Source organism: Anaeromyxobacter oryzisoli (assembly GCF_022690765.1).
GTDB classification, from domain to species: Bacteria; Myxococcota; Myxococcia; order Myxococcales; family Anaeromyxobacteraceae; genus Anaeromyxobacter; species Anaeromyxobacter oryzisoli.
The window spans coordinates 13,855-35,204 of record NZ_JALCZA010000048.1; the positions used below are offsets into that span (position 1 = coordinate 13,855).

General features: G+C 74.4%; 20 protein-coding genes. 9 read left to right on the plus strand and 11 right to left on the minus strand.

Annotated features, from left to right (window positions below):
• Positions 1 to 40: 40 nt before the first annotated feature.
• Complete coding sequence (locus tag MNZ27_RS15205) at positions 41 to 484, minus strand: pyridoxamine 5'-phosphate oxidase family protein (protein ID WP_242394936.1); 444 nt, start codon at positions 482 to 484, stop codon at positions 41 to 43.
• Positions 485 to 615: 131 nt separating this feature from the next.
• Here MNZ27_RS15205 and MNZ27_RS15210 point away from each other — a divergent pair, with 131 nt between their 5' ends.
• Both MNZ27_RS15210 and MNZ27_RS15215 read left to right on the plus strand, forming a co-directional pair.
• Entirely contained in the window at positions 616 to 2,499 is a 1,884-nt protein-coding gene (locus MNZ27_RS15210) for a hypothetical protein (RefSeq protein ID WP_242394937.1), read from the plus strand.
• A gap of 12 nt (positions 2,500 to 2,511) precedes the next feature.
• Positions 2,512 to 2,967 (plus strand): GNAT family N-acetyltransferase, encoded by a 456-nt coding sequence (locus MNZ27_RS15215; RefSeq protein ID WP_242394938.1) that lies wholly within the window; start codon positions 2,512 to 2,514, stop codon positions 2,965 to 2,967.
• A 10-nt stretch (positions 2,968 to 2,977) separates the two neighbouring features.
• Here MNZ27_RS15215 and yfcF read toward each other — a convergent pair whose 3' ends face one another.
• From yfcF to acs, 4 genes are all read right to left on the minus strand, one after another.
• Positions 2,978 to 3,619 (minus strand): glutathione transferase, encoded by a 642-nt coding sequence (gene yfcF, locus MNZ27_RS15220; RefSeq protein ID WP_242394939.1) that lies wholly within the window; start codon positions 3,617 to 3,619, stop codon positions 2,978 to 2,980.
• Between the two features lie 97 nt (positions 3,620 to 3,716).
• A complete protein-coding gene (locus tag MNZ27_RS15225; RefSeq protein ID WP_242394940.1) occupies positions 3,717 to 4,427 on the minus strand; it encodes an FKBP-type peptidyl-prolyl cis-trans isomerase in 711 nt (236 codons plus the stop codon).
• Positions 4,424 to 5,662 (minus strand): AI-2E family transporter, encoded by a 1,239-nt coding sequence (locus MNZ27_RS15230; RefSeq protein ID WP_242394941.1) that lies wholly within the window; start codon positions 5,660 to 5,662, stop codon positions 4,424 to 4,426. The genes MNZ27_RS15225 and MNZ27_RS15230 overlap by 4 nt, the downstream gene beginning before the upstream one ends.
• Before the next feature lie 123 nt (positions 5,663 to 5,785).
• Complete coding sequence (gene acs, locus MNZ27_RS15235; protein WP_242394942.1) at positions 5,786 to 7,681, minus strand: acetate--CoA ligase; 1,896 nt, start codon at positions 7,679 to 7,681, stop codon at positions 5,786 to 5,788.
• Between the two features lie 212 nt (positions 7,682 to 7,893).
• Between acs and MNZ27_RS15240 the strand changes: the two genes are divergently transcribed.
• The 3 genes from MNZ27_RS15240 (at position 7,894) to MNZ27_RS15250 (ending at position 11,551) form a co-directional block, all read left to right on the plus strand.
• Positions 7,894 to 8,859, plus strand: a complete 966-nt coding sequence (locus MNZ27_RS15240) for a S66 peptidase family protein (protein ID WP_242394943.1) — start codon at positions 7,894 to 7,896, stop codon at positions 8,857 to 8,859.
• Positions 8,856 to 10,058 (plus strand): serine hydrolase domain-containing protein, encoded by a 1,203-nt coding sequence (locus MNZ27_RS15245; RefSeq protein ID WP_242394944.1) that lies wholly within the window; start codon positions 8,856 to 8,858, stop codon positions 10,056 to 10,058. Before MNZ27_RS15240 ends, MNZ27_RS15245 begins: the two co-directional genes overlap by 4 nt.
• Before the next feature lie 65 nt (positions 10,059 to 10,123).
• Positions 10,124 to 11,551: a UDP-N-acetylmuramate--L-alanine ligase gene (locus tag MNZ27_RS15250; RefSeq protein WP_242394945.1), complete on the plus strand. Its 1,428-nt coding sequence runs from the start codon at positions 10,124 to 10,126 to the stop codon at positions 11,549 to 11,551.
• 21 nt (positions 11,552 to 11,572) lie between these two features.
• On the opposite strand, the gene MNZ27_RS15255 is transcribed toward MNZ27_RS15250, so the two are convergent.
• Positions 11,573 to 12,895 (minus strand): O-acetylhomoserine aminocarboxypropyltransferase/cysteine synthase family protein, encoded by a 1,323-nt coding sequence (locus MNZ27_RS15255; RefSeq protein WP_242394946.1) that lies wholly within the window; start codon positions 12,893 to 12,895, stop codon positions 11,573 to 11,575.
• 238 nt (positions 12,896 to 13,133) lie between these two features.
• On the opposite strand from MNZ27_RS15255, the gene MNZ27_RS15260 reads away from it, so the two are divergent.
• A complete protein-coding gene (locus MNZ27_RS15260) occupies positions 13,134 to 14,966 on the plus strand; it encodes an AMP-dependent synthetase/ligase (protein ID WP_242394947.1) in 1,833 nt (610 codons plus the stop codon).
• A gap of 18 nt (positions 14,967 to 14,984) precedes the next feature.
• Here the strand turns inward: MNZ27_RS15260 and MNZ27_RS15265 are convergent, their stop codons facing one another.
• From MNZ27_RS15265 to MNZ27_RS15280, 4 genes are read right to left on the minus strand one after another with little or no spacing between them, the layout of a single operon-like run.
• Complete coding sequence (locus MNZ27_RS15265) at positions 14,985 to 16,142, minus strand: tetratricopeptide repeat protein (protein ID WP_242394948.1); 1,158 nt, start codon at positions 16,140 to 16,142, stop codon at positions 14,985 to 14,987.
• An 11-nt stretch (positions 16,143 to 16,153) separates the two neighbouring features.
• Positions 16,154 to 16,564, minus strand: a complete 411-nt coding sequence (locus tag MNZ27_RS15270) for a secondary thiamine-phosphate synthase enzyme YjbQ (RefSeq protein ID WP_242394949.1) — start codon at positions 16,562 to 16,564, stop codon at positions 16,154 to 16,156.
• 32 nt (positions 16,565 to 16,596) lie between these two features.
• A complete protein-coding gene (locus tag MNZ27_RS15275; protein ID WP_242394950.1) occupies positions 16,597 to 17,724 on the minus strand; it encodes an ArsA family ATPase in 1,128 nt (375 codons plus the stop codon).
• A complete protein-coding gene (locus tag MNZ27_RS15280) occupies positions 17,721 to 18,662 on the minus strand; it encodes an ArsA family ATPase (protein WP_242394951.1) in 942 nt (313 codons plus the stop codon). Before MNZ27_RS15280 ends, MNZ27_RS15275 begins: the two co-directional genes overlap by 4 nt.
• Before the next feature lie 45 nt (positions 18,663 to 18,707).
• On the opposite strand from MNZ27_RS15280, the gene MNZ27_RS15285 reads away from it, so the two are divergent.
• Positions 18,708 to 19,052, plus strand: a complete 345-nt coding sequence (locus MNZ27_RS15285; protein ID WP_242394952.1) for a phasin family protein — start codon at positions 18,708 to 18,710, stop codon at positions 19,050 to 19,052.
• A 10-nt stretch (positions 19,053 to 19,062) separates the two neighbouring features.
• Complete coding sequence (locus MNZ27_RS15290; RefSeq protein WP_242394953.1) at positions 19,063 to 19,851, plus strand: ParA family protein; 789 nt, start codon at positions 19,063 to 19,065, stop codon at positions 19,849 to 19,851.
• Between the two features lie 3 nt (positions 19,852 to 19,854).
• Here MNZ27_RS15290 and MNZ27_RS15295 read toward each other — a convergent pair whose 3' ends face one another.
• Entirely contained in the window at positions 19,855 to 20,451 is a 597-nt protein-coding gene (locus tag MNZ27_RS15295; protein WP_242394954.1) for a polyhydroxyalkanoate synthesis regulator DNA-binding domain-containing protein, read from the minus strand.
• Between the two features lie 110 nt (positions 20,452 to 20,561).
• Between MNZ27_RS15295 and MNZ27_RS15300 the strand changes: the two genes are divergently transcribed.
• Positions 20,562 to 21,350, plus strand: a 789-nt coding sequence (locus tag MNZ27_RS15300) for a zinc-ribbon domain-containing protein (RefSeq protein WP_242394955.1), incomplete at its 3' end; no start/stop codon positions are given.

Here is a 21,350-nt window from a genome sequence, read left to right on the forward strand (position 1 = left end):
ATCGTGTGCCTCGCGCCGGGCCTCCCCCAAGAGGCGCTTATCACCGCCCGCGCTTGCGCGGCGGCGCGCTGAACGGCACGTCGGTCCGGCCCGTGGCGCCGTCGTGGCGCTCGACGAGCTCTGGGATGACCCGGATCAGCGCCACCTGACGCGGATCGGGGCCGTCCGGGAACCAGCGGCTCCAGGACGGGTCCCACAGCTCGGTCATGAGCTTCCGGTCGCGGATCACCTCGCCCGTGCCGGAGACGGTCACGGTCGTCCCGTCCTCCGGGGCGAAGAACACCAGCGCGCAGCGGGGGTCGTGCTCCAGGTCGCGGCACTTGGTGGAGTCGCGCGCCGTCGCGAACCAGAGCTCCTCGCCCCGCACGGTCTGGCGCATCGCCATCGGCCGGCAGCGGAGGTGGCCGTCCTCGCCGCGCGTCGCGAGCAGGGCCGTCCGGAACGGGGCGAGCAGCTCGGGGATGGTGCGGGGATCGTCCGGCATCGCGTCCTCCCTCCGTGACCCGCTCATCGTGCCTCGGCGGCGGCCCGGCGCGCCACCGGTACTTGGGGGGCGCCCGGGCGCCCGCCCGCCCTGCGGCTTGACGGCCGGAGCGGATCCGGCATCCTCCCGCCGTGCTTCCGCTCGCCGCCCTGGCCGCCGCGACGCTCGCCGGCGCGCTCGGCGCCGCGCCCGCGGCCCCGCCCTCGCCCCGCCCACCGGCGTCGTCGCCGTCGCCGGTCATCGAGCTGCCCCTCGGCGACGGCGCCGTCTCCCTGGAGGCGCGCCTCGAGATCCGCACGACCGGCCGCCGGTCCCCCGCGGCGGAGGTGACGTGGCGGACGCGGACCGACGGCGCGGTCGAGGGGTGGGCGCATGGCGACGCGTGGCGCGCGGAGCTCCTCCTCGCGCCGCTCCCGGGTGGCGCCCGCTCCGTCCAGGTGACGATCCGCTGGTCGCAGCGGGCCGATCTCGAGCGCGCCGCCCTGGCGCTGGGCTGGCGCGGCGCGCCGTGGGCGGTCACGCGGAGCCTCGGGTTCGCGCCGCTCGCCGTCCCCGCCCGGATCGAGCGCGGGACGCCGCTCCTCGTCGCCGCAGGCCCGGCGCTGCTCGCGGGCGGGGGCGGCCTCGCCGCCGCCGAGCTCCGGCCGCGCGCCGGAGGGGTGGAGGCCGAGCTCGTCCTGGACGACGCCGCGGCCCGGCCGTTCGCGACCTACGAGACGTGCCTCGCGGCGCTCCCCGTGCCCGCCGCGGGGACGGGGCACGTCGCCTGGGGCGCCCTGGAGCGCCGCCGCCCGCTGCCGGGGGCGCCGCGGTTCGCCGGCGCGGTGGACCGCGCCTGGGTGACGCTCTATCCCCTCGCCGAGGGCGCGCCGCTCCTTCCCGTCGTGGTGGAGCGCTGGCCCGCGGGGGCCCGCGCCGCGGTGGTCTTCACGGATCACGCGGACCGGACCGACCCGCGCGCGCTCCGCGCCGTGCTGTGGGGCGACTCGGATCCGCGGGCGCGGGGGGCCGGCGCCGGCTTCCTCGGCCGGGGCCTGCGCCTCACCCGGTCGTTCTTCGTCCACGACCGGCAGGGCGGCGGCCTCGACGACCCCGCGGCGCGCGCGCTCGCGGACGAGCTCGTGGAGGCCGGCTCCGAGGTCGCGCTCCACTCGATCACCCCGGACCGCGATCCGCGCGAGGCGGTCCGGGCCGGGCTCGCCGCGGCCGCGGCGTTCGAGCCGGTCACCTGGATCGACCACGAGCCCTACACGAACTGCGAGGCCGTCTCCACCGACGGCTGGAGGTCCGGCGGCCCCTACGCCGATCGCGAGCTCCTCGCCGCCGCCGGCGTGCGGTGGGTCTGGGCGGCGGGGGACCTCGGCCGGGGCAGGACCCAGGTCGTGGACCTCCTCGGGGGCGCGCCGGACGAGGCGCGCGCGGCGTTGTACCCGTTCCCGCTCGACCCGCGCCTGTGGATCTTCCGGTCGTCGATGTTCTACGACACGCCGGCGGCGCTCGCGGCGGCGCTCTCCGACGAGGCCCTCGCCGGCCTCGAGGCGGGGCGCGGGCTCTTCGTCGCGCACACGTACCTCGGCCCCGCCGCGCGCACGACGCGCTCGGCGGAGCACCTGGCGCGGCTCGCCGTCCGCGAGCGCGCGCCCGGCCGGCTCGTGATCGACCCCGCCCTGGACGCGGCGCTCGCGCGGCTCGCGGCGCGGGTGCGGGCGGGCCGGCTCGCGTCGCTCACCTGGAGCGCCGCCGGCGATCGGCTCCGCGCGCTCGGCGACGTCGAGGTGGCCTACCGCCCGGACGGCGCCGCCGAGCTCCGGAACCACGGCGACGCCGAGCTCCCCGGGCTCACCGTCGCGGTGCCCGCGGCCGGGCTCGGCCTCGATCTCGAGGGCGCGCTGCTCCTCGGTCGCGAGGACGAGGACGGCTGGGCCCGGCTCTGGTTCGATCTCCCCGCGGGGGGACGGGTGGTGCTGCGCGCCAGCGACCAGTTGATCCCCGTCCCGCTGGTCCCCTTTCACTGACGGAGCCTCGCGATGATCCGCGCGCTCGCCGCCGAAGACCTGCCCGCCCTCGCCCGCGCCCTCGCGGCGCTGCCGCTCATGGTGCGCTACGGCAACACCCCCGAGAAGCTCGAGCGGGCGCTCTCCGCCGCGCTCGGGCGGGGGGAGGGGCTCCTCGTGGCCGAGGAGGGCGGCGCGCTGGCGGGGCTCGCCTGGTTCCTCACGACGGGCACGCTCGCGATGGGCGGCTACCTGCGGCTCATCGCCGTGCTCGGGGCGGGGGAGGGGCGCGGCACGGGGTCGGCCCTGCTCGCCGCGTTCGAGGCGGCGGTGGCCCGGGAGAGCGCGCACGCGTTCCTGCTGGTGTCGGACTTCAACGCCGGCGCGCAGCGCTTCTACGAGCGCCACGGCTACCGCCGCGCCGGCGCGCTCCCCGGGCTCGTGCTCCCCGACGTCGGCGAGCTGCTCTACTGGAAGCGCCTGCGGTAGCGGTTGGCGGCTAGCGATCCTGCCAGCGCGTGTGGGCCAGCCACTCGCGGATCGACGGGCGGCGGAAGATCTCCCGCGCGTACGTCGCGAGCCGCTCCGGGCAGGGATCCCGGTTGTGGACGAGCCGCTGGAGGAGCAGCGCGAGATCGGCGTCGGCGAGGGTGAAGGCGCCGGCGACGTAGCGGGCGCCGGCCGGGAGGAACCGGTCCGCGATCGCGACGAGCCGCTCGGCGGCGGCCTTCCCCTCCGCGCTGAGCGGCAGCGGCGCCTGCTCGCCGAAGAGCGTCGCGGTGGAGCGCTCGGTGCGGACCGCGGCCACGTCGCTGCGCACGAAGGCCTGGATCATCCGCACCTTCGCGCGACCGCGCGGGTCGGCCGGGTAGAGCGCCGCGTGGCCCGGCGGAGGGAAGAGCTCCTCGAGGTACTCGTCGATCGCCGACGACTCGGCCAGCCAGAAGTCGCCGTGGCGCAGGGCGGGGATGCGGCCGGTGAAGGACGGACCGGCGTACTCGGGGCGGCGGTGCTGCCCGGCCGCGAGGTCGAGGAGCTCGACCTGGAAGGGCAGCCCCTTCTCCTTCAGGGCGACGAACGCCGAGAAGACGTAGGGGCTGCTCCACTCGCGGCCGCCGTAGAGGACGAGGTCGTCGGGCATGGCCTCGCTCATACCCGCCGGAACGGGCCGCGGCAAGCCGCTCGCGTGGGGCGGCGGCGAGGCGGGATCCCCCGCCGCGCCGTCCCCGCCCCGGGCGCTACTTCTTCTTCACGACGTCGAGCAGCTTCACGTCGAACGTCAGCACGGCGTTGCCGGGGATGACCGGCGGCCGGCCCTGCTCGCCGTAGGCGATGCCCGCGGGGCAGACCACCTTCGCCTCGCCGCCCACCTTCATCTTCTGCAGCGCCTCGGTCCAGCACTTGATGACGCCGTTCAGCGGGAACTCGGCGGGCTGGCCGCGCTTCACGGAGGAGTCGAACTCCTTCCCGTCCACGAGCGTGCCGACGTAGTGCACCTTCACGGTGTCGGTCGCGGTCGGGGTGGCGCCCGTGCCGGGCTTCACCGGGATCACGATCGCGCCGGACTCGGTCTTCACCGCCCCCTTCTGCTTGGACATCCGATCCAGGTACGCGACGCCCTGGGCCTGCTGCTTCTGCGCGGCGGCGGCGAGGCGGCTGCGGGCGAGCTCCTGGACCCCGGCCTGCGCCTTCTCGTCGAGCTGGAACTTCGGCTTCCCCGCGAGCCCGTCGCGGATGCCCTGCATCACCTTCTCCGCCTCGGCGGGCGTGAGGGCGAAGACGTCGAGGCTCTTCGCCACGGCGAGGCCGACGGCGTAGAGGCTCTTCTCGGTGTCCTGCGGCTTGGCGGCCTGCGCCGCGGCCGCGGGCTTCTTCTCCTGCGCCTTGGGGTGCTGCGCGAGCGCCGGCGCGGCGAGCGCGACGGCGAGGACTGCGACGATCGTTCTCATGGCTGCGGGCTTCCTTTCGTGAGCGGCGCTGTCGGGGCCGCGGCCGGCGCTGCGAAGGCCTGGGGGGCGGGCTGGACGGCGGCGCGCGCGTCCAGCTCGGCGAGCTTGCGGTGGAGGAACCGGAACACGGACACGAACACGCTCGCGACCGGGACCGCGAGGAGCGCGCCCACGATCCCGAAGGTCCGCTCCCCGAGCACCAGGGCGAGGACGATCAGGACCGGGTGGATCTTCGAGGCGTCCCCCATGATCTTCGGGTTCAGGACGTACGTCTCGAGCGCGTGGATGACCAGGATCCACCCGAGGGCGAGGAGCCCCTTCGAGAGCCCACCCCCGGTGAGGGCGAGGAGGACGATGGGGACCGAGGAGAGGAGCGTCCCGAAGATGGGGACGATGTAGAGGACGAAGGCGAGGGAGGCGAGGGCGAACGCGAACGGCACGCGCAGGGCGAGGAGCCCGCCGAGGGTGAGGATCCCGTTCACCACCATGATCGTGAGCTGCCCGCGCACCACCCCCGACAGCCCCGCGTCCACGCCGTGCAGCAGGCGCCGGAAGTCCGGCCGCCACGCGGCGGGGATCAGCGTCTCGACGAACCGCAGGATCCGCGGAGCGTCCATCGAGATGAACGCGGTGAGCATGAAGAGCAGGACGACGAAGAAGAGCGTCTGGAAGGTGCCCATGACGAGGGCGCGCGAGAACGCGACGACGTCCCCCACCCGCCCGCGCAGGAACGCGCTCGCCTCCTGGAGCGCCTGGGCCAGGCCGGCGGCGAGGTCGATGGAGAAACGTCCGCCGGCTCCGGGCATTCCGCCCGGGGTGACGTCGAGCGGGATCCCGTAGCGGCGCAGGAACGCGTCGATGTCGACGGTCCACCCGCGGACCCGCTCCGGCGTGACGCCGGCGAGCAGGTCGCGAAGCTCGAGGAGCCCACGCACCGCCTCCCGGTAGACGGCGGGGAAGACCGACACGCCGAGCAGGTAGAGGACGACCCCGGCCACCGCGTACACGACCAGGACCGCGGCCGCGCGCGGGACCGGCCGGCCGGCGACGCGCGCCGCGGCGATCCGGGCGATCACCGGGTCCATGACGTACGCCGCCAGCCCCGCGAGCACGAACGGGAGGAGGACCGGCCAGGCGAGGACGAGGACGGCGAGGATCAGGGCCCACACCAGCGCGGTGAGGGCGTACAGCTGCGCCCGGGGACGCCTCCAGAGCGGCAGGCCCGTCGTGGACATGGACGGCGGCAGTATCACAGATCCCGTCCGGGGCAGCGGGGCTTCTGTGGGGAGCGCGCAGGTGCGGCGGCGCCCGCAGTGAAGCGCGCGCCCCGCGCCCGCCGCCCCGCTCGCCCGCTGCTCCTACTCCTCGAGCGTGGAGACGTCGCCCTCGGGCAGCCCCAGCGCGCGCGCCTTCAGCACGCGTCGCATGATCTTCCCGGAGCGGGTCTTCGGGAGCGCCTCCACGAAGTTGACCTTCTCCGGCCGGACGATGGGCCCGAGGTGCTGGCCGACGTGGGCCTTCACCTCGTCCTCGAGCTCCGGGCTCGGCTTGAAGCCCTGGCGGAGGAGCACGTAGGCGTGGATCGCCTGCCCCTTCACCTCGTGCGGCAGGCCGATCACCGCGGCCTCCGCGACGGCCGGGTGCGCGACGAGCGCGCTCTCGATCTCCGCGGTGCCGAGCCGGTAGCCGGAGACCTTGATCACGTCGTCGGTCCGGCCGATGATCCAGTAGTAGCCGTCCCGATCGCGCTTCGCGGCGTCGCCCGCCATGTAGCGCCCGGGGTACTTCGTCCAGTACGTCTTCACGAAGCGCTCCGGATCCCGGTAGACGGTCGTCGCCATGGCCGGCCACGGCCGCTCGAGGACGAGGAAGCCCTCCTCGCCGTCCGGCACCGGCTTCCCCGCGTCGTCCAGGATCGACACCTGCTGCCCGAAGAAGGGCTTCGTGGCGGAGCCGGGCTTGAGCGGCATGGTCGGGACCGGCGTGATCATGAACATGCCGGTCTCGGTCTGCCACCAGGTGTCCATGATCGGACAGCGCCCCTTCCCGATCACGCGGTGGTACCACTTCCACGCCTCGGGGTTGATGGGCTCGCCGACCGAGCCCAGGAGCCGGAGCGTGGAGAGGTCGTGGCGGTTCGGCCACGACTCGCCGAAGCGCATGAGCCCGCGGATCGCCGTGGGGGCCGTGTAGAGGATGGTGATGCCGTACTTCTCGATGAGCGACCACCAGCGGTTCGGGTACGGGTAGGTCGGCGCGCCCTCGTAGATGAAGGTGGTCGCGCCCATGAGCAGCGGCCCGTAGACGATGTAGCTGTGGCCGGTCACCCAGCCCGGATCCGCGGCGCACCAGTACCGGTCCTCGTCCTTCACGTCGAAGACGTACTTGAGGGTGGAGTAGATGCCGACCTGGTAGCCGCCGTGGCAGTGGATCAGCCCCTTCGGCGTCCCGGTGGTCCCCGAGGTGTACAGGACGTAGAGCGGGTCGGAGGACTCCATCACCTCGGTCGGGCAGACGCCCGACGCGAGCGGGAGCTTCATGAGGTCGTGGTACCAGTAGTCGCGGCCCGGCTCCATCCGCACCTCGTGGCCGGTCCGCTGGACCACGATCACGGTCTCCACCGTCGGGCAGCGGCGGACCGCGTCGTCCACCGTCTTCTTGAGCTCGACGATCTTGCCGTTCATGAACCCGCCGTCGGCGGTCACGACGACCTTCGACTCGGAGTCCTCGATCCGCCCCTGGAGCGCGTCCACCGAGAACCCGCCGTACACCACCGAGTGGATCGCGCCGAGCTTCGCGGTCGCGAGCATCGCGATCACGATCTCGGGGATGCGGGGCATGTAGATGGTGACGCGATCGCCCTTCTTCACGCCCATCGCCTTCAGGACGTTCGCGAACTTCGACACGTCGCGGTTCAGCGCGAAGTACGAGTAGGTCCGGACCTCGCTCCGCTCGCCGACCCAGACCAGCGAGAGCTTGTTCTTCCGCCAGGTGCGCTGGTGACGATCGAGGCAGTTGTGGACGATGTTCGTCTGGCCGCCCTTGAACCACCGGTAGAAGGGCTTCTCGGACGCGTCGAGGACCTGGTCCCACTTCCGGTACCACTCGAGCTCCTCGGCCTCCGACGCCCAGAAGCCCTCCGGGTCTTCGGCGGCGCGGGCGGCGATCGCGTCCCAGTCCTTGACGCGCGCCTCCGCGACGACCTCCGGGGACGGGTAGAAGACCTCGCCTTCGAGTTGCGGCTTCGGGCTCATCACGCGCTCCTCGTGCGGGGCCGCTCGGCGGCCCGCGAAGTTTGCGTGCGTACGCGCTTGGGTCGCGCCGCAGGTCTTGCACCTCGAAAGATGGCGCAGGAACCACGAAATACCAAACAGTTCGGAGCGTCCCGGCAGAATTTTCGGGGCGATCGGCACCCGGCCGGGGTGCGCTCGACCCCGTTCCCCTGAGCGGATTATCCTCTCGCGCCGTGAGACTTCCCCCGCCGCTGGCGCGCGGCGACGTCGTCCGCGTCATCGCGCCCTCGAGCCCGTTCGATCCGGAGCAGCTCGCCCGCGGCGTCGAGGTGCTCGAGCGGCGGCTCGGGCTGGTGGTCCGCCGGCGCGACGATCTCGGCGCGCGGCGCGGGTACCTGGCGGGCGACGACGCGCGCCGGCTCGCCGAGTGGCGCGAGGCGGTGGCCGATCCGGACGCGCGGGCGATCTTCTGTGCGCGCGGCGGCTACGGGGCGATGCGGCTCCTCCCCGCGATCGACCCCGCCCCGCTGCTGGCCCGTCCGAAGCTCGTGGTGGGCTTCTCCGACTTGACCGCGATCCACGCGGCGCTGAACCGGGCGGGGCTCGCGACGGTGCACGGCCCGGTCCTGACCCAGCTCGGCCGTGCGCCGGACGCGGCGGTGGCGCACCTCGAGGCGCTGCTCCGCCGGGCCGCGCCGGCCGCCTCGAGCGGCGCGCCGCCGCCGGGCGCAGGCCTCTCCGGGACCGGCACCATCCGGCCCGGGCGCGCGGCGGGGCCGCTCCTCGGCGGCTCCCTCACGCTGCTCGCGCACCTCTGCGGCACGCGCTGGCTCCCCGAGCTCCGCGGCGCGATCCTCCTCCTCGAGGACGTGGGCGAGAAGCCCTACCGGCTCGACCGTTACTTCACGCAGCTCCGGCTCGCGGGCGCGCTCGACGGCGTGGCGGCGATCGCCCTCGGGCAGTTCCCCGGCTGCGACACGCCCGACCTGCGCGGCGCGGACGTGGTCCGGGAGCTCGCGGCGGGGCTCGGCGTCCCGGCCATCGAGGGGCTCCCCGCGGGGCACGAGGACGCCAACTTCGCGGTCCCGCTCGGCGCGCGCGCCACGCTCGTCGCCCCCGGGCCGGCTTCGGACGCGGGCGAGGCCGGTCCGCCCCGCCTCCTGTTCGACGGCTGGGCCCGGGCCGAGGCCGTCGCGTGACCGCGATCCTCCCTGGCGTCGCGCGCCTGCTCGACGCGGCGCGGGCCGGCGGCGTCGCCCCGGCGCTCGGGGCGGCGGTGCTCGCCGGCGGCCGCCTCGTGCACGCGACCGCCCACGGCGAGGTGACGGCGGCCGGGGCGGACGGTCGCCCGGGCCGGCCGCGGGCGGTGCGGCTCGACGACGCGTTCGACGTCGCCTCGCTCACGAAGGTGATGGCGACGACCACGCTCGCGGCCCAGCTCGCCGCGGAGGGCCGGCTCGAGCTCGACGCGCCGGTCGCGGCCGTGCTCCCGCGCTTCGCGGCGGGGGGCAAGGAGCGGGTGACCGCCCGCCACCTCCTCGCCCACGCGTCCGGCCTGCCGGCCTGGCGCCCGTATTTCGAGCGGGCGGCGACGGATCCGGAGGCGTCCCGGCTCCTCGCCCCGGCGGGCGAGCGGCCGGGCGCCATGCAGCTCGCGGCGGCCTGCCGGCGCGGCCGGACGCTCGTCGGCGAGGCGGTCCTGGCGGAGCCGCTCGAGGCGCCGCCCGGGACGCGGGCGCTCTACTGCGATCCCGGCTTCATCGCCCTCGGCCTCCTCGTCGAGGCCGCCGCGGGAGCGCCCCTCGCCGTCCTGGCGGAGCGCCGGATCTTCGGCCCGCTCGGGCTCGGCGCGACCTTCTTCCTCGACGGCGCCGAGCCGGCGGAGGGGCTGCGGCGCGCCGCCGGCCGGACGTTCCTCCCGACGGGCTGGTCCCGCGCGCGCCGCGAGATCGTGCGCGGCGCGGTGAACGACGACAACGCGTGGGCGATGGGCGGCGTCGCCGGCCACGCGGGCCTGTTCTCGACGCCCGCGGAGGTGGCCGCCCTCGGCCAGGCCTGGCTCGAGGCGCTCGGGGGCGGGCGCTCCCCGGTGCCGGCGGACGCCGCCGCGGAGTTCGCGCGCCGCGACGCGGCCGTGCCCGGGAGCGAGCGCGCGCTCGGGTGGGACACGCCGAGCCGCGGCGCGAGCTCCATCGGGAGCCGGCTCGGGCGCGGGCCGCGCGGGGCGATCGGGCACCTCGGGTACACCGGGTGCTCGCTCTGGATCGACCTCGACGCCGGGATCGTGTGCGCGCTGCTCACCAACCACGTCCACCCCGCGGGCACCGCGGACAAGCCGCGAATCCGCGAGCTCCGCCAGCGGTTCCACGACGAGGTGGCGCTGGCCATGGGAGTGTAGGACCGGGGATCGGCGCTCGTGGATCGCGTTCGCGTTCGCGTTCGGAAACGTCAGGAGAGCAGACGGTGATCGACTGGAAGAACATCAAGCGGATTCACCTCATCGGCGTGGCGGGCACGGGCATGGGCTCGTTCGCGGGGATGCTGAAGGCCGCGGGGTACGCGGTGACCGGCTCGGACGAGAACGTCTATCCGCCGATGTCCACCCAGCTCGAGCGCTGGGGGATCGGGGTGATGACCCCGTACGCGCCGGCCAACCTGGACGCCGCCCGCGCCGACCTGGTCGTGGTCGGCAACGTCGTCCGCAAGGTGAACGCCGAGGCGACGGCGATGCGCGAGCGCGGGCTCCCGCACGTCTCCTTCCCGGCCGCCCTCGGCGAGCTCTTCATCGGCGCGCGCCACGGCGTGGTGGTGGTCGGGACGCACGGCAAGACCACCACCTCCGCGATGATGGGCGCGGTGCTCCACCACGCCGGGCGCGACCCGTCCTTCCTCGTCGGCGGGGTCACCCGCGACTTCGAGTCGAACTTCCGGCTGGGGAAGGGGCCGCACTTCGTGGTCGAGGGCGACGAGTACGACACCGCCTACTTCGACAAGGGGCCCAAGTTCCTGCACTACCGGCCCCGCACCGCGATCTTCACGAGCTGCGAGCTCGACCACGCCGACATCTACCGCGACGAGGCCCACTACGAGAGCGCCTTCGAGCGGTTCGTGGACCTCCTGCCGCCCGACGGGTTCCTGGCCGCCTGCGCGGGGTACGCGAGCGTCCGGCGCATCGCCGCGCGCTCGCGCGCCCGGGTCGAGACCTACGGCGTGAGCCAGCCCGGCGCGGACTGGGAGGCCCGCGGGCTCCGGCTCGACCGCGACGGCGCGCGCTTCACCCTGGTCCGCCACGGCGCCGCGCTCGCGGACGTGCACCTGCCCGTCGGCGGCGCCCACAACGTCGAGAACGCCCTCGGCGTCGCGGCGGCCGCGACCGCGCTCGGGCTCTCGCCCGAGGAGATCGCGGCGGGGCTCGCGGCGTTCCACGGCGTGAAGCGGCGGCAGGAGGTGCGCGGGACGGCCGGGGGCGTCACGGTGGTGGACGACTTCGCCCACCACCCGCGCGCCGTGAAGGCGACCCTCGCGGCGGTCCAGGGGAGCTTCCCCGGCGCGCGGCTCCTCGCGGCCTTCGAGCCGCGCTCGAACACCAGCCGACGGAACCTCCACCAGCGCGAGTACTCCGATCCCGCGACCTGGACCGGCGCGGCGGAGGTGTTCCTGCTCCGGCCGGCGCCGACCGACCGGGTGCCGGAGCACGAGCGGCTCGACGTGGACGCGGTGGTCGCGGCGCTGAGCGCGCACGGGAAGCCCGCGCGGGTGTTCGAGACGGTCGAGGCGCTGGTCCAGGCCGTCGCCGCGTCCGCGCGCGCCGGGGACGTGGTGCTCGGGATGTCCAACGGCGCGTTCGGCGGCTTCTGGGGGAAGGCGCTGGAGGCGGTGGGGGCGCGGTAGCGCGCGCCCCCACCCCCGGGGCTACTTCTTCTTCGCGGCCTGGAACGCCTCGTCGAAGTCCTGCTCGATGTCGTCGATGTGCTCGATGCCGACGGAGACGCGGATCTGATCCGGCGACACGCCCGCGGTCTTCTGCTCGGCCTCGCTGAGCTGCTGGTGCGTCGTCGACGCAGGGTGGATGACCAGGGTCTTCGCGTCCCCCACGTTCGCGAGGTTCGAGGAGAGCTTCACCGAGTCGATGAACCTCTTCCCCGCCTCGAATCCGCCCTTGATGCCGAAGGTGAGCACCCCGCCGAACCCGTTCCGGAGGTACTTGCGGGCGCGCTGGTGGTGCGGGTGATCCTCGAGGCCGGTGTAGTTCACCCAGGCGACGGCCGGGTGCGTCTTCAGCCACTTCGCGAGGGCGAGGGTGTTGTCCACGTGGCGCTGCACGCGGAGCGAGAGCGTCTCGAGCCCCTGGATGAGGAGGAAGGCGTTGAATGGCGACAGGGCCGGCCCGAGGTCGCGCAGCCCCTCGACGCGGGCGCGCAGGATGAACTGGATGTTCCCGAGCGGCCCGTTCACCCCGGCCACGTCGTTGAACACGAGCCCGTGGTAGCCCGGCGACGGCTCGGTGAAGAACGGGAACTTGCCGCTCCTCGCCCAGTCGAACTTCCCGGAGTCCACGATCACGCCGGCGATCGAGGTGCCGTGGCCGCCGATCCACTTCGTGGCGGACTCGACCACCACGTCGGCGCCCCAGGCGATGGGCTGGACCAGGTAACCGCCGGCCCCGAAGGTGTTGTCCACGATGAGGGGGATGCCGTTCTCGTGGGCGAGGGCGGCGAGGGCCTCGAAGTCGGGGACGTTGCCGGCCGGGTTCCCGATCGACTCGACGTAGATGGCCTTCGTCTTCGCGTCGATGGAGCGCTTCACCGTCGCGAGGTCGTCGTCGTCGATGAGCTTCACGTCGATGCCGAGGCGGGGGAGGCTGACCTTGAACTGGTTGTAGGTGCCGCCGTAGAGGCGGCTCGTCGAGACGATGTTGTCGCCGGCCTGCGCGATGTTCGTGATCGCGATGAACTCGGCGGCCTGGCCGGAGGCGGTCGCGAGCGCGGCGACGCCGCCCTCGAGCGCGGCGATCCGCTTCTCGAAGACGTCCGTCGTCGGGTTCATGATGCGCGTGTAGATGTTGCCAAACTCCTTCAGCCCGAACAGCCTCGCGCCGTGCTCGGCCGAGTCGAACGTGTAGGAGCTCGTCTGGTAGATGGGCACCGCCCGGGCGTTGGTGCCCGGCGCGGGCTCCTGGCCGGCGTGGACCTGGAGCGTCTCGAAGCGCAGCTTCCGGTGCGAAGGGATCGACATGGCGGATTCCTCGGAGTGACCGATGATGAAGATGGTCCGTTGTATTAGAGGCCAATCCTAAGTAGCGGACGGATCATCTGTCAAGCGGCAGGCCGCCTTCGAGGCGTCGCCGTGATGACGGATGGTTCATCCGCGATGGCGGATGGTCGCTCCGGCCGCGGACGAGGACGCGCCGCCAGGCCCGTCGCCCGCCGGCTCGCTTCGATTTACATTCGTCCCCCCTCCTGGAGGTCGCATCGTGCCAGCCGATCCTCGCACCGTCCCCGAGCTGTTCCTCGATCGCGTGGGGCGGACGCCCACCGCCGAGGCCTTCCGGTACCCGGGGCCGGACGACGTCTGGCGGAGCCTCACGTGGGCCGGGACCGAGGCGCGGGTGCGGGCGATCGCCTCGGGCCTGCGGACGCTCGACGTCCGGCCCGAGGACGTCTGCGCCATCCTCTCCCAGACGCGGATCGAGTGGATCCTCGCCGACTTCGGGATCCTCTGCGCCGGCGGGGCGACGAGCACGATCTACCCGTCCACCGTCGCGGAGGACTGCGCGTTCATCCTCTCCGACTCGCGCGCGGTGATCGCGTTCGCGGAGGACGCCGCGCAGGTGGCGAAGCTCGCCTCGCGGCGGGCCGAGCTGGCGGCGCTCCGCCACGTCGTCGTGCTCGACGGCCCGGGGTCCGCCGACGGCTGGGTGATCACCCTGGCGGAGCTCGAGGCGCGGGGGCGCGACTGGGATCGGGCCCACCCGGGCGCCTTCGAGGAGACCGCCGCCGCGGTCCGCGCCGACTCGCTCGCCACGCTGCTCTACACCTCCGGGACGACGGGCCGGCCGAAGGGCGTCGAGCTCACGCACGCGTGCTGGGCCTCGCAGTCGCGCGCCATCCAGGAGTCCGGGATCCTCAATCACGAGGGGGCGGTGCAGCTCTTCTGGCTGCCGCTCGCGCACTCGTTCGGGAAGATGATCGGCACCGCCCAGCTCCGGATCGGCTTCGTCACCGCGGTGGACGGTCGCGTCGAGCGGCTCGTCGAGAACCTCGGGCGCATCCGGCCGACGTTCGTGTGCGCGGTGCCGCGGATCTTCGAGAAGGTGCACAACCGGATCGTCTCGAACGCCCGCGCGGGCGGCCCGGTGAAGCTCCGGATCTTCCGGTGGGCCGTCGAGGTCGGCCTCCAGGCGTCGCGCCTGCGCCGCGCCGGCCGGGCGCCGGGGACGGTCCTCGCCGCGCAGCTCGCGCTCGCCGACCGGCTCGTCTTCCGGAAGGTCCGCGCGATCTTCGGCGGGAACCTCCGGTTCTTCGTCTCGGGGTCCGCGCCGCTCTCGCGGGACATCGCGGAGCTGTTCGACGCGATGGGGATCGTGATCCTCGAGGGCTACGGGCTCACCGAGTCCTCGGCGGCGACCCACTGCAACCTCCCCTGGGCGTACCGCCTCGGCACCGTGGGCCCCCCGTTCCCCGGGATCGAGGTGCGGATCGCCGAGGACGGCGAGATCCTCATGCGCGGGCCGTGGATCATGCGCGGCTACCGGGGGCTGCCCGAGCAGACCGTCGAGGCGCTCGACCCGGACGGCTGGCTCCACACCGGGGACATCGGCGCGGTGGACGCCGACGGCTACCTCACCCTCACCGACCGGAAGAAGGACCTCATCAAGACCTCCGGCGGGAAGTACGTCGCGCCGGCGGAGCTCGAGGCGAGGCTCAAGGCGTTCTCGCCGTTCGTCTCGCAGGTGCTCGTGCACGGCGACCGCCGGAACTACGTCACGGCGCTCGTCACCCTGGACGCGGAGGCGATCGGGCGGTGGGCCGCCGAGCACGGGCGCGCCGGCGCGCCGGTCGCGGAGCTGGCGCGCCTGCCCGAGGTGGCGGCGCTCGTGCAGCGCGGGCTGGACAGGATGAACGCGACCCTGCCCCGCTTCGCCACGGTGAAGCGCTTCGCGATCCTGCCGCGGGAGTTCAGCGAGGCCGAGGGCGAGGTCACCCCCTCGCAGAAGCTCAAGCGCAAGGCGATCGAGCGCCGCTACGCGGCGGAGCTGGACGCCCTCTACGCCGGCGAGGCGCGCGGCGAGGCGCGCAAGCCGTAGCCGGCCTCGCCGTCGTCGTCAGGTCCTGGGCGGCTCGGCGTCCTCCGCCAGCGCGGCCTCGAGCCGGGACAGCGAGGCCTGCGCGTCGGCGAGGAAGCGGAGGTCGTCCACGCCGGTGCGCGAGGCGCGTGCGATGGTCTGCTCGTACGCGGTGATCGCCTTCGCGGCGAGCACGCGCACCCGGCGCCGGAGCTCGGCCCGGTACGCGGCGGCGTGCTCGGCGTCGAGCCCGGGGGGCAGCGGCGCCTCGAGGAGCTGCTTGCGCAGCTCGTCGTACAGCTCGCCGATCCGGAACCCCGCCGCGACCGCCCAGCGGTCGTCGCCCATCCGGATCGCGCGCAGGTAGTGGCCCTGCGCCGAGAGGAGCATCTCCGCCTTGTGCTCGAGGTCCTGCCGGAGCCGCGCCTCGTCGCCGGTCGAGGGATCGAGCGGCAGGGCGCGGAACCAGGTCCGGTAGGTCTCGCCGAGGTAGTACTGCGCGAGCGACGGGTAGTACGGGTCGAGCCGCTCCTCCTCGCTCGCGCCCTGCCAGGCGCCGAGGGCGAGCCGGAAGCTCCGCTCCGCCTCCTCCGCCTTGCCGGCCTCGAGCTCGAGGACGCCGCGCTGGGCGAGGGCGCGGATGCGCAGCGTGGGATCGAGCCCCTCGCGGCGGAGGATCTCCTCGAGCCGCGCGTGGGCCTCGGGCAGCTCGTGGAGGTAGTAGAGGCAGTCCGCGATCTTGAAGCTCGCCTCGAGCGCGTCCGGCCCCTCGTACTTCCGCTCCAGCGCGCGGAACCGCTCGAGCGCGAGGCGCCACTCCTCGAGGTGCTGGTAGGCGAGCCCGGCGTCGAACAGCGCCGCCGCCTCGTGCCGCGAGGAGGGGTACCGATCGACGAGGCGCGCGAAGGCGGCCGCGGCCCGGGCGTACTCGCCCGCGCCGTACGCGGCGGTGCCGATGGCGAAGAGCTCCTCGTCGTTCTTGCCCTCGAGCTCGACGTCGGTCGGCGAGGCCTTCACCTCCTCCGGCGGGTAGGTGATCCGAGGCGGGGCCGCGGGGGCCGGCGGGATCGCGGGGGCGGTCGTCGCCGCCGCGGGCTGGCCGGGGGCGGCCGGGGCGCCGCGGCGTGGCGCGCCCGCGGTGGCGCAGGCGAGGAGGAGGCCGGAGGCGAGGAGGGAGGCGGATCGGCGGAGGGTCATCGGGAGCACGCTCACCCGGGCAGCACCTTGAGGCAGATCGTCCGGCGCCGGGGGCCGTCGAACTCGCACAGGTAGATCCCCTGCCACGTCCCGAGCACCGGCGCACCCCCCTCGACGATCACCGTCGCGGAGGTCCCCACGAGGGCGGTCTTCACGTGCGCGTCGCTGTTCCCCTCGGCGTGCCGGTAGGACCCGCGGGCGGGCCGCGCCGGCACGGCGTTCTGGAGCGCCAGGAGCAGGTCGGCGCGCACGTCGGGATCGGCGTTCTCCTGGATGGTGACGGCGGCGGTGGTGTGGGGGACGTAGACGAGGAGGAGGCCGTCCGGGGCCCCGGCGGCCCGGAGCGCCGCCCGGACCTCGCCGGTGATCTCGACGAGCTCGCACGCGGCGTGGGTCTGGACGGAGAGATCCGGCAGGCGCATCGGACGGATGTTATAGCGCCTCTCGGTTGGGTCTAGAGCCCCTCGGCCATCCTGGCGAGGCCCGCGAGGTCGTGCACGTCGGTCTCGAGCCGCGGGACGAGCGATCGCGGATCCGTCGTGCGCTCGAGCAGGCGGGCGAGCGTCCGGGCCTCCGCCGTGACGAGCGTCTGGTGGTCGGCGAGGGTGGTCGCGAGGCGGGCGGCGAGGCCGTCCGGCGCGCCGGCCGCCGTGAGCGCGGCCGTGAGCTCGGCCGCGGCGAGGAGGGGCCCCGCGCCCGCGGGCCAGAGATCCGGGGTGAGCCGGTTCACGACGAGGCCCGCGACCGGCATGGACTCCGCGTGGAGCCGCTCGTGGAACGCGAGCGCCTCCTCGACGGAGAAGGGGGTCGGCGCGCACACGAGGACGAACCCGACCTCGGCGCGGGAGAGGAGGGCCCGGACCGCGGCGGCGCGCTCCTTGAACCCGTCGTACATGCCCTGGAAGCCCCGGAGGAAGTCGCCGAGATCCGAGAGCATCTCCTGGCCGGTGAAGCGCGCGAGCGTCTTCGCGATGTAGCCGCCGCCGAGCTGGGCGAGCCGGAGCCCGATCCGGCCGGCGCCGATCGCGGGCGCGAGGATCGTCCGCGCCGTCTCGTTCCCGAGGAAGTCGAGGATCCGGTCCGGCGCGTCGAGGAAGTCGAGGGCGTGGGCGGTCGGGGGCGTGTCGAGGACGATGAGGTCGTAGTCGCGATCCGTCGCGAGCTCGTACAGCTTCTCCATCGCCATGTACTCCTGGGAGCCGGCGAGGGCCGCCGACATCTGCTGGTACAGCCGGTTCCGCAGGATCCGCTCGCGGCGGGCGGGGTCGGGCGCGTGGCGCGTCACGAGGTCGTCCCACGTCCGCTTCACGTCGAGCATCATCGCGAAGAGCTCGCCGCGCGGCCGCAGGCCGGCCTCGTGCAGCTTGTGCTCCGGGACCCGGGTCTCGACGTTGCCGAGCGTGGTGAGCCCGAGCGCGTTCGCGAGCCGGCGCGCCGGGTCGATGGTGCAGACCAGGGCGCGGCCGCCCTGGAGCGCGCGCTGGAGCGCGATGGCCGCCGCGACGGTGGTCTTGCCCACGCCGCCCGAGCCGACGCAGATCGCGATCCGGCGCGGCGCCAGGCTGTCGCGCACGTCGTTCACGGCGCGCTCCCGGGCGGCGCGGCCGCGATCGCCGCGGCGATCGCCTCCACGGCGGACAGCCCCCACTCGGGCACGGCCAGGAGCGGGAGCACGCAGGTGGGCAGGTCGAGCGCCGCCCGCGCGCGCGCGAGGTGACGGCTCGCCTGCTCGGCGTGGATCGCGTAGAGCCGCCCGGCCCGCGCGGCGGGGCCCAGCGGCGGCGCCGCCGCGGCGAGGGGCGCCAGCCGCACGGCCTCCTCGGGGCTGAAGCGCGTGTCCGGCATGGCGTTCACGAACAGCGCGCCGCGGAGCATGCCGAGCTCGCCGCGCACCTGCCCGTCGAGCTCGATGGCCTCGTTCACCGGCATCTCCTCGGGGAGCGTGACCAGCGCCACCGCGGTGCGGTCCGGATCGACGAGCAGCTCCTCCATCCACTCCGCGTCGCGCCGGAGCGGCCCCGCGGGCACGGTCCCCACGAGGGCGGAGGGGACCCGGAGGAGCTGCACGGCGTGCCCCGTCGCCGGGGCGTCCACGAGGACCAGGTCCCAGCGCGGCCGCTCGTGCTCCTCGGCCCGGACCTCGTTCAGGATCTTGCCCAGCATCACCAGCTCGGGCAGCGACGGGATCATGCGCAGGAAGCGCCGCACCACCCGGTTCTCGAAGACCGCCTCGTAGATGGTCCGGAAGTGGAGGACCTGGAGGCCGTACTCGCGCATCGCCTCGGCCGGCGTGACGTTCACCGTGTGGACGCCGGGCCGCGCCTGCCGGGTGGCGTACCCCGACGGCGGCGCGCCGAGCAGCGGCGCGATCCGCTCCTGCGCGTTCACCTCGCACACGAGCACGCGCTTCCCGGCCCGGGCGGCGAGCAGGGCGAGCGCGGCCGTCACGGTCGACTTCCCCACGCCGCCCTTGCCCGTGACGATGACGAGCCGCCGCTCGAGAAGGGTCGGGAGGCCCACGAGGCTTGACAAGCTAGCGAGGGCAGGGGGACAAGTCCACCATCTATGCGCCTCGACGACGTGCTGCGGAACCCGATGCTGAAGCGGGCCCTCGCGGTGGGCGAGGAGGGGATGGGGCGGGTCGTCGGGAAGCTCCTCTCCAGCGACCGGGTCACGACCGGCCTGTCGAGCCTGGTGTCCTCCGCGGTGCAGGCGCGGGGCACCTTCGAGCGGGGCGTCCAGCAGGCGCTCCACGCGGCGAACCTCCCGTCGCGGGACGACGTGGCGGCCCTCAGGCGGAAGCTCGAGGAGCTCGAGTCGATGATCGACGGCCTCTCCGAGCGCATCGAGGCGGCGCCGCCCGGCGGGCCGCGCCCCGGCGAGGGCCGTGGACCGGACGAGGCCGCGTAGCGCCCGCCCGATGCGCCGGATCGCCTTCATCAACGAGAAGGGCGGCACCTGCAAGACCACGCTGTGCGTGAACGTCGCGGCCCGGCTCGCGGCGCGCGGCCAGCGGGTGCTGGTGGTGGACCTGGACACGCAGGGGCACGCCGGGAAGTCGCTCGGCGTCGACGTGCGCGACCTCTCCCCCACGGTGCACGACTGGCTCCTCGACTACGCGATCGGGTTCGACGACGTGGTCCGCCCCACCGGGGTGGAGAACCTCGACCTCGTCCCCGCGAACAAGGACCTCGCCGCCTTCCCGGTGGCGGTCGCGCCCGCCCCGGACCGGGCGGACCGGCTCGACCAGCGGCTCGCCACCATCCGGCCGGGGCGCTACGACGTGGTGCTCCTGGACGCCCCGCCGTCGCTGTCGCTCGTGACCGAGAACGTCCTCCGCGCCGCGCGAGAGCTGGTGGTGCCGGTGGCGCTCACGTACCTCGCCCTCGACGGCTGCGCCGAGATCGTCCGGAGCCTGGAGCGGCTGCGCGCGGAGCGCGGCCGGGCGCCGGAGCTGCTCCTCGTCGTGCCGACGCTCTATCGCAAGACCCAGCTCGCGGACGAGATCCTGGCCCGGCTCCAGGAGCGGTTCCCGGAGACCCTGTCGCGGACGGTGCTCGGGTGGTCGGTGAAGGTGGACGAGGCCCAGAGCCACGGGCGGACCATCTTCGAGTACGCGCCCAGGTCGTCCGGCGCGGCGGCGCTCGCGGCGCTCGGCGACGAGATCCTCGCGCGGGCGCCCGCGCTGCGGTCGGCCGCCGGCGCGTAGCCGCTACTTCTTCCCGAGCTCGTCGATCCGCCGCTCGAGCCCGTCGATCCGCTGCGCGATCTCGTCGAGCTGCCGCCGGACCTCGGCGAGGTTGGACATCCCCTCCATCGCCGCCCGGATCCGCTCGTCGATCCGCTTCTGCAGCGCCGCGACGCTCTCCTGCGAGGCCTGGACCAGCTCCTTCGCGCGGTCGCTCGTCGCCTGACCGCGCGTGAGCAGGCTCTGGACGCGCTGCTCGGCCGCCGCCTTCACGGCGTCGACGCGACCGCGGAGCTGCTCCTGGGTCCCCTCGACGAGCCGCTGCGCCACCTCGCTGCCCTGGCGGATGAGCCCGCGGAGCGTCTCGAGGCTCATCCGCGAGGTCTTCTTCTCCTCCTCGAAGATGATCTGCGCGAGGGTCACGGACGTGAGATCCTCCTTCGTCCGGTTGTCGACGATCTTCACCTCGCCGCCGGCCTTGATCATCTGGCCGATCTCGTCGAGCGTGACGTATCGGCTCTCCACCGTGTCGTAGAGCTTCCGGTTCGTGTAACGCTTGATGACCTTCGGCTCGACTCCGCCTGTGGCCTGCTCCGTACCTTCGGTGTGCTCGTCGGTCATGTCGTCCCAGGGCGGCGGTAAGCCTGCAAGATCGCGAGGATTGTTCTGTTCGTGGCGCCTGGTGTCAAGCGGGTTCGCGGTGTAATCTCCAAAGTCCCGGACGGGCCCGCATGATCGTCATCTGCACGCGTTGCCAGGCGAAGTTCAAGGTCGCCGAGGACCGGATCGGTCCGCGCGGCGCCAAGGTGCGCTGCTCGAAGTGCCAGACGGTCTTCGCCGTCCACCGGGACGCCGGCGCGGCTCCGGCCGCTCCCCCGGCCCGCCCGGCGCCCCCGGCGGCGATCGATCTCGAGGCGCGCCCGCCGTCCCGTGCGGCCGCGCAGCGGGACCCGTTCGCGCCCGCCGCGCCCCCAGCCCCCTCCGCAGCCTCGGCGCCGGATCCCTTCGCGGCGCCCGTCCAGGCTGCCGCCTCCACCGTCGCACCGGATCCGTTCGCGCCGCCCGCCGGGGATCAGCCCGCCGCCGACCCGTTCGCCGCGGGCCCGTCCCCGCACGCCGTCGATCCGTTCGCGCCCGCGGCGCCGGGCGCCGATCCGTTCGCGGCGGCGCCGGCTCCTGCCGATCCGTTCGCCGCGCTCGGGGATCCCTTCGCGGCCACCGTGACGCCGCGCCCGGGGTCGGCCAGCCCCCCCGTGACGGATCTCGACGGGCTCTTCGGCGCTCCGCGCGCGCCGGCCGCCCCCGCATTGCCCGAGCTCGCGCCTCCGCCTTCGGTCCCGGCCGCGACGAAGGTCGCCCCCCCGCCGGCGCTGGAGATGGCCGCGCCGGCCGCCGCTCCGGGCGTCGGCGAGCTCGACTTCTCGGGCGACTTCGACTTCGCCTCCGAGCCCGCGGCCGCGCCGCCCGCTGGGGGCGGCCCCATCGCCGACCTCGCCCTCGAGGACCGCGCGCCGCCGGCG